Below are 4,873 nucleotides of genomic sequence, written 5' to 3' on the forward strand. Positions count from 1 at the left end.
CGGTTCGATGCTGTCGCATCGACTGCACCCTGCCGCCGTCCGACCCCAAGATCCGTCAGACACGCCCTAGTGCACGGCCGGCTGGTCCGGCGGGGCGGAGCGCAGCGGCGGACTGTTCCGGCTGGCCGGGTCTTCGGAGATGTCGTAGCGGAAGACGGTCAGTCTGGACACGGCCACAGGCACCGCATCGGACAGGTCGTTAGGCTCGACGATCGGCGGAACGGGTGCAGGTCCGCGAACGCATCCTCGATGCTTGCGGACGATGATGGTCGAGACGTCGCCGACGACGGCGTAGTCCGCCATGTCAGCGACCGGTCCGAGCGACGTGACACACCGCTGGGCGCGGTGTTGCCGGCGTACTGCGCGACGAAGCTTCGTCTTGCTAAGTCACCGGGGCTTCGGTCCTCACCGTCATGGACCGTCCCCGTTCACAGGCGGCCGGTCTCCCCGGTCCGGTTCCCCCCAGCCGTGCTCTGTGCCCTGCCGCGCCAGCCAAGTCTGCAGTGCCGGCACGAGCGCGGACCAGGCCCGAAACCGGGCCACGACCCGGCCGGAAGCGGCCACCAGCTCGCCATGGGCGAAGTCGCCGTTGCCCTCGACCACCAGCCTGAGGACAGCCACGACCGTGTGCTTCCGGGCGAGAGAGTCTCCGTTGTATGAGCTGGGCACGAAGTCGTCGATAGGTCGACTGGTGAATTCCTATCGAGCCCGTCTCAGGCCTCGGTCAGCTCCGCGTCAGCCGACGGGTGAAGTCGACGTCAGATGTGGCAGAGGTGTCGCTCAGGCGTTCACACGCTGTCTGGCGCGACCCTGATCCGATCGAACAGGGCGTCGGTGAGGGGCTCCGGCCCCGCGCCGAACTCGGCTTCCAGGATCCGCGCACACGTCCGGTACTGCCGCAAGGCCTGCGCCCGCTCTCCGAGCCGGACGTGGCAGCGCATGACCAACCGATGAGCGTCCTCCCGGCACGGATCAGCTGCCAGGAGACGCCCGGCGTACCTCAACGCCTGCGCGTACCGGTGCTGGTCGAAATGCTGGTCCGCCAAGCGACTCAGTAGTGACAGGTGAAGGGCGCGCAGCCGTTCGCGCTCGACGACCGCCCGTAGATCGTCGCAGGCGTACATGTCGCCCCGGTAGAACTCAGCCGCGGATGCGAAAGCCGCCTCCGCCGCTCTCGCATCTCCGGCTCGCAGGTGGGCCTCTGCGGAGCAGACGAGCCCGTCGAAGTGCACCGTGTCCACGCCCACACCCGCGTCCACGTTCAACTGGCAGGCGCCGGAGCGGTGGACGATGGGGGGTGCGCCGTTGAGGGCATCGCCCAGTGTGTCGTGCAGTCCGTGCAGCATGCTGCTCAGTGCGTGCGAGCCACGCGACTCCTCGCTGTCGGGCCACAGCGCCCCGAGCAGGGCCTGACGAGAGACGCGGTGCCCCTCGCCAAGCGCCAGGAGGGTCAGGAGCGTCGCGGTCTTCCCAGCACCCCGCATGGGGACCTCGGTCCCGCCCTTGAGCACCCGGAAGTCACCGAGGAGGCAGATCAGTACTGGTCGGGTCTCCGGCAGCGCCGACGCTCCACTCCCGTGTGTCATCCCCAAGCTCCTCTGGTCTGCTTCCGTCGTGCGACCGCCGAGGTCGTGGCCACGGCGGTTCAGCCGAGCCGGTGGAGGACGCGACGCCCCGATCGCCAGTGGTGCGGGCACGCCGGCCTTGCCGCCTCGGACATGGCACGTTAGGAGCGTCGCGTCACTGAGGCGTCACCGCCGGATCACCCCGCCCGGTGGCCGCCCTAGCCCGGCGCTTTCATGCGTCGGCGGCGTGAGGGTGTGTTGAGAAACTGAAAGGTGCTCGTGACCAGCAAGGATGGGTCTTGTCTAGGGACCAGTCCGAAGCGATCGAGGAGCACCTTCCAGGTGAAGAAGCGTAGCCGGTTCTATCCCGTTCTGCAGGTCGACACGGGCAACGTGCCGGCGGTCGGTCAGGCGGGCGGAGTGCTGCTGACCGAGACCGTGGCCGCTGCCGGTCTGGACTCGGCGCTCTCGGCGGCATTGACCCCGTGGCGCAAGCCGCTGGCGATCCACGACCCCGGCAAGGTCGTCCTCGATCTGGCGCTGACCCTGGCGTTGGGCGGGGACTGCCTGGCCGACATCGCCCTGCTGCGCGCCGAACCCCGGGTCTACGGCCCGGTGGCGTCGGATCCGACGGTCTCCCGCACCATCGGCGCACTGGCCGCCGACGCACCAGCGGCACTGAAGGCGATCAACACCGCCCGCGCCACGGTCCGGGCGACGGTGTGGGGACTGGCCGGCCAGCACGCCCCCGACCACGCAGCCGACGCCGCCGCGCCACTGGTCATCGACATCGACGCCACCCTGGTCACCTCGCATTCGGAGAAGGAGCAGGCCGCGCCGACGTTCAAGCGCGGATTCGGGCACCACCCGCTGTGCTCGTTCGTCGATCACGGGGCCGAGGGCAGCGGAGAGCCGCTGGCGGTGCTGCTGCGGGCGGGGAACGCCGGGTCGAACACCGCCGCCGACCACATCACCATCGCCCGCTCCGCGCTGGCGCAGCTGCCCGGACACCGGCCCGGCACCCGGCCCGGCCGGAAGATCCTCATCCGCACCGACGGGGCCGGGGCCAGCCACGCCTTCCTGGACTGGTGCCACGGGCAGCGGTTGTCCTACTCGATCGGCTTCGGGCTGCCGGCCAACACCGCCGACCTGCTCGCGGACCTGCCGGCCGAGGTGTGGACCCCGGCCTACGACGCGAACGACGAGGTCCGCGAGGGCGCCTGGGTCGCCGAGCTGACCGGGCTGCTGGACCTGGACGGCTGGCCACCCGGGATGCGCGCGATCGCCCGCAAGGAGCGCCCGCACCCCGGGGCGCAGCTGCGGATCACCGACGCCGACGGGATGCGGGTCACCGCCTTCGCCACCAACAGCACCCGCGGGCAGCTGCCCGATCTCGAGCTGCGGCACCGCCGCCGGGCCCGCGCCGAAGACCGGATCCGCTGCGCGAAGGACACCGGGTTGACCAACCTGCCGCTGCACGACTTCGCCCAGAACCAGATCTGGTGCGCCCTCGTCGCGCTGGCCTGTGAACTGGTCGCCTGGATGCAGATGCTCGCCCTCACCGACACCGCTGCTCGACGGTGGGAGCCCAAACGACTGCGGACACGGCTGTTCACCGTCCCGGCCACACTGGCCCGCACCGGACGACGCCGGCTGTTGCACCTCGCCGAGCACCACCCGTGGGGCGCCGTTGTCCACGACGCCGTCGTTCGACTACGTGCCCTGATCGCCGGTGCCCTGATCGCCGGTCCTGTGGCCGCTCCCGGCTGACCCAGGCGGCTTCGTCCCGACGACCCCGCACGACCCCGGACCGTGGAACCGGCGCCCACCCGAGCGACCTCGGCCGAACCGTCACACCCCAATGCCAGAGTCACCCTTCGGCGACCACCGAGTCGCATCCCGATGATCACCGACGGACGGATGAAAGATCCGGGCTAGAGCACAATCTGCGGGATTCCGCCGCAGGGATTGACTCCCTCAATCACCGGACGCTGCGGGCGACACCCATCAGGGGCAGCGCTGGCCGCGCGGCGTCAACTCCGGCTGAGTCGGGTTATCGAACGAGCTTCACCTAGTGCTCCGTATCTGGCGTCTGTTGTGTCTTGCGGCGTAGCGGTCGGGTGGCCTTGGCGATGACGGTGTCGGGGTCCTTGGTCCAGGTGAACGGCGCGCAGCGGTCGTTCCACGCGTCGATGAACCGCTCGATGGCGGTGTTGAGGTCGGCGACGGTGGGAAAGCTGCCGCGGCGCAGCGCCTGGCGGGTGATGATCGAGAAGAACGCCTCCACCAGGTTCAGCCAGGAGCCCGAGGTCGGGGTGAAGTGCAGCCGCACCCGCCGATGCCGGGCCAGCCAGGCGCGCACCGCCGGGTGCTTGTGGGTGGCGTAGTTGTCGACCACCACGTGCAGCTGCCGGCGCGGATAGGCGGCGGCGACCTGCTTGAGAAATGCGAGGAACTCCTGGTGGCGGTGCCGCTCGGCGCAGGCGTCGGTGACCCGCCCAGTGGCCACCTCGAGCGCGGCGAACAGCGTGGTGGTGCCGTGCCGGACGTAGTCGAAGGTCTGCCGCTCGGGCTGCCCGGGCCGCACCGGGAGCACCGGCGCGGTGCGTTCCAGGGCCTGCAGCTGTGGCTTCTCGTCCACGCAGAGCACCACCGCGCGCTCGGGCGGATGCAGATAGAGCCCGACGACGTCGCGGATCTTGCCCTCCAGCTCGGGATCGGTGGAGAACTTGAACGTCTCCGATCGCCACGGCTGCACGCCGAAGCGGTGCCAGATCCGCGCGACTGTGACGTGCGAGATCGGTGCCCCCTCGGCCGCGAGGGCAGCGGCCAGCAGCCGCGAGGACCAGTGGGTGGCGCCGAACCGGGTCGGTGGCTCGGTGAGGGTCAGCTCCAGCACCCGATCGCGCAGCGCCTCGGGCAGCGGCGACGGCTTGCCCGGCCGCGGCAGGTCCTCCAGCCCCGCCAGCCCGGACTCGGCGTAGCGGCGTCGCCAGGTGACCACCGTCGGCTCGGCGCAGCCGACCCGCGCGGCGATCTGCTTGCCCGGCATCCCGTCGGCGGCCAGCAGCACGATCCGGGCCCGCTCCACTACCCGGGCCGGCGCGCCCTTGCTCCGCGCCCGCCGCTGCAACTCCCGCCGATCAGCCTCCGGGACCTCAACCGTTCGCACATGAGCGGCCATGAGGAATGGTCAACCCCAGCGGTGATCACATCAAGGATCAGCGCAACGCAGCACTAGTGCTGCTCTCCGTTGAAACGTCGGGGGTCTGAGGGCCAGGCGGTGGGGTCGTTGAGGTAGAGGCCGC

Annotated in this window: 5 protein-coding genes; 1 reads left to right on the forward strand and 4 read right to left on the reverse strand. The window is 70.4% G+C overall.

Annotation, left to right across the window (positions count from 1 at the left end; all coding sequences use genetic code 11):
• Positions 1-66 precede the first annotated feature (66 nt).
• From HK417_RS24030 to HK417_RS24040, 3 genes are all read right to left on the reverse strand, one after another.
• The gene (locus HK417_RS24030) at positions 67-303 is read right to left on the reverse strand and encodes a hypothetical protein (RefSeq protein WP_222273100.1); all 237 of its coding nucleotides are present in this window, start codon (positions 301-303) and stop codon (positions 67-69) included.
• A gap of 108 nt (positions 304-411) precedes the next feature.
• A complete protein-coding gene (locus tag HK417_RS24035) occupies positions 412-621 on the reverse strand; it encodes a hypothetical protein (RefSeq protein ID WP_222273103.1) in 210 nt (69 codons plus the stop codon).
• A gap of 167 nt (positions 622-788) precedes the next feature.
• Entirely contained in the window at positions 789-1,586 is a 798-nt protein-coding gene (locus HK417_RS24040; protein ID WP_222273120.1) for an AfsR/SARP family transcriptional regulator, read from the reverse strand.
• 321 nt (positions 1,587-1,907) lie between these two features.
• Between HK417_RS24040 and HK417_RS24045 the strand changes: the two genes are divergently transcribed.
• Positions 1,908-3,335, forward strand: coding sequence for an IS1380 family transposase (locus tag HK417_RS24045; RefSeq protein ID WP_222273123.1), 1,428 nt, complete (start codon positions 1,908-1,910; stop codon positions 3,333-3,335).
• A gap of 301 nt (positions 3,336-3,636) precedes the next feature.
• Here the strand turns inward: HK417_RS24045 and HK417_RS24050 are convergent, their stop codons facing one another.
• On the reverse strand, positions 3,637-4,749 hold the full coding sequence (locus HK417_RS24050) for an IS630 family transposase (RefSeq protein ID WP_222273126.1): 1,113 nt from the start codon (positions 4,747-4,749) through the stop codon (positions 3,637-3,639).
• Positions 4,750-4,873: the final 124 nt, after the last annotated feature.

The sequence above is a fragment of the Modestobacter marinus genome (assembly GCF_019799945.1).
GTDB lineage: Bacteria > Actinomycetota > Actinomycetes > Mycobacteriales > Geodermatophilaceae > Modestobacter > Modestobacter marinus_B.

Bases quoted from the DNA above. Each gene is read 5' to 3' on its own strand.
- HK417_RS24030 (WP_222273100.1), bottom strand. From the start codon at position 303: ATGGCGGACTACGCCGTCGTCGGCGACGTCTCGACCATCATCGTCCGC.
- HK417_RS24040 (WP_222273120.1), bottom strand. From the start codon at position 1,586: ATGACACACGGGAGTGGAGCGTCGGCGCTGCCGGAGACCCGACCAGTA.
- HK417_RS24050 (WP_222273126.1), bottom strand. From the start codon at position 4,749: ATGGCCGCTCATGTGCGAACGGTTGAGGTCCCGGAGGCTGATCGGCGG.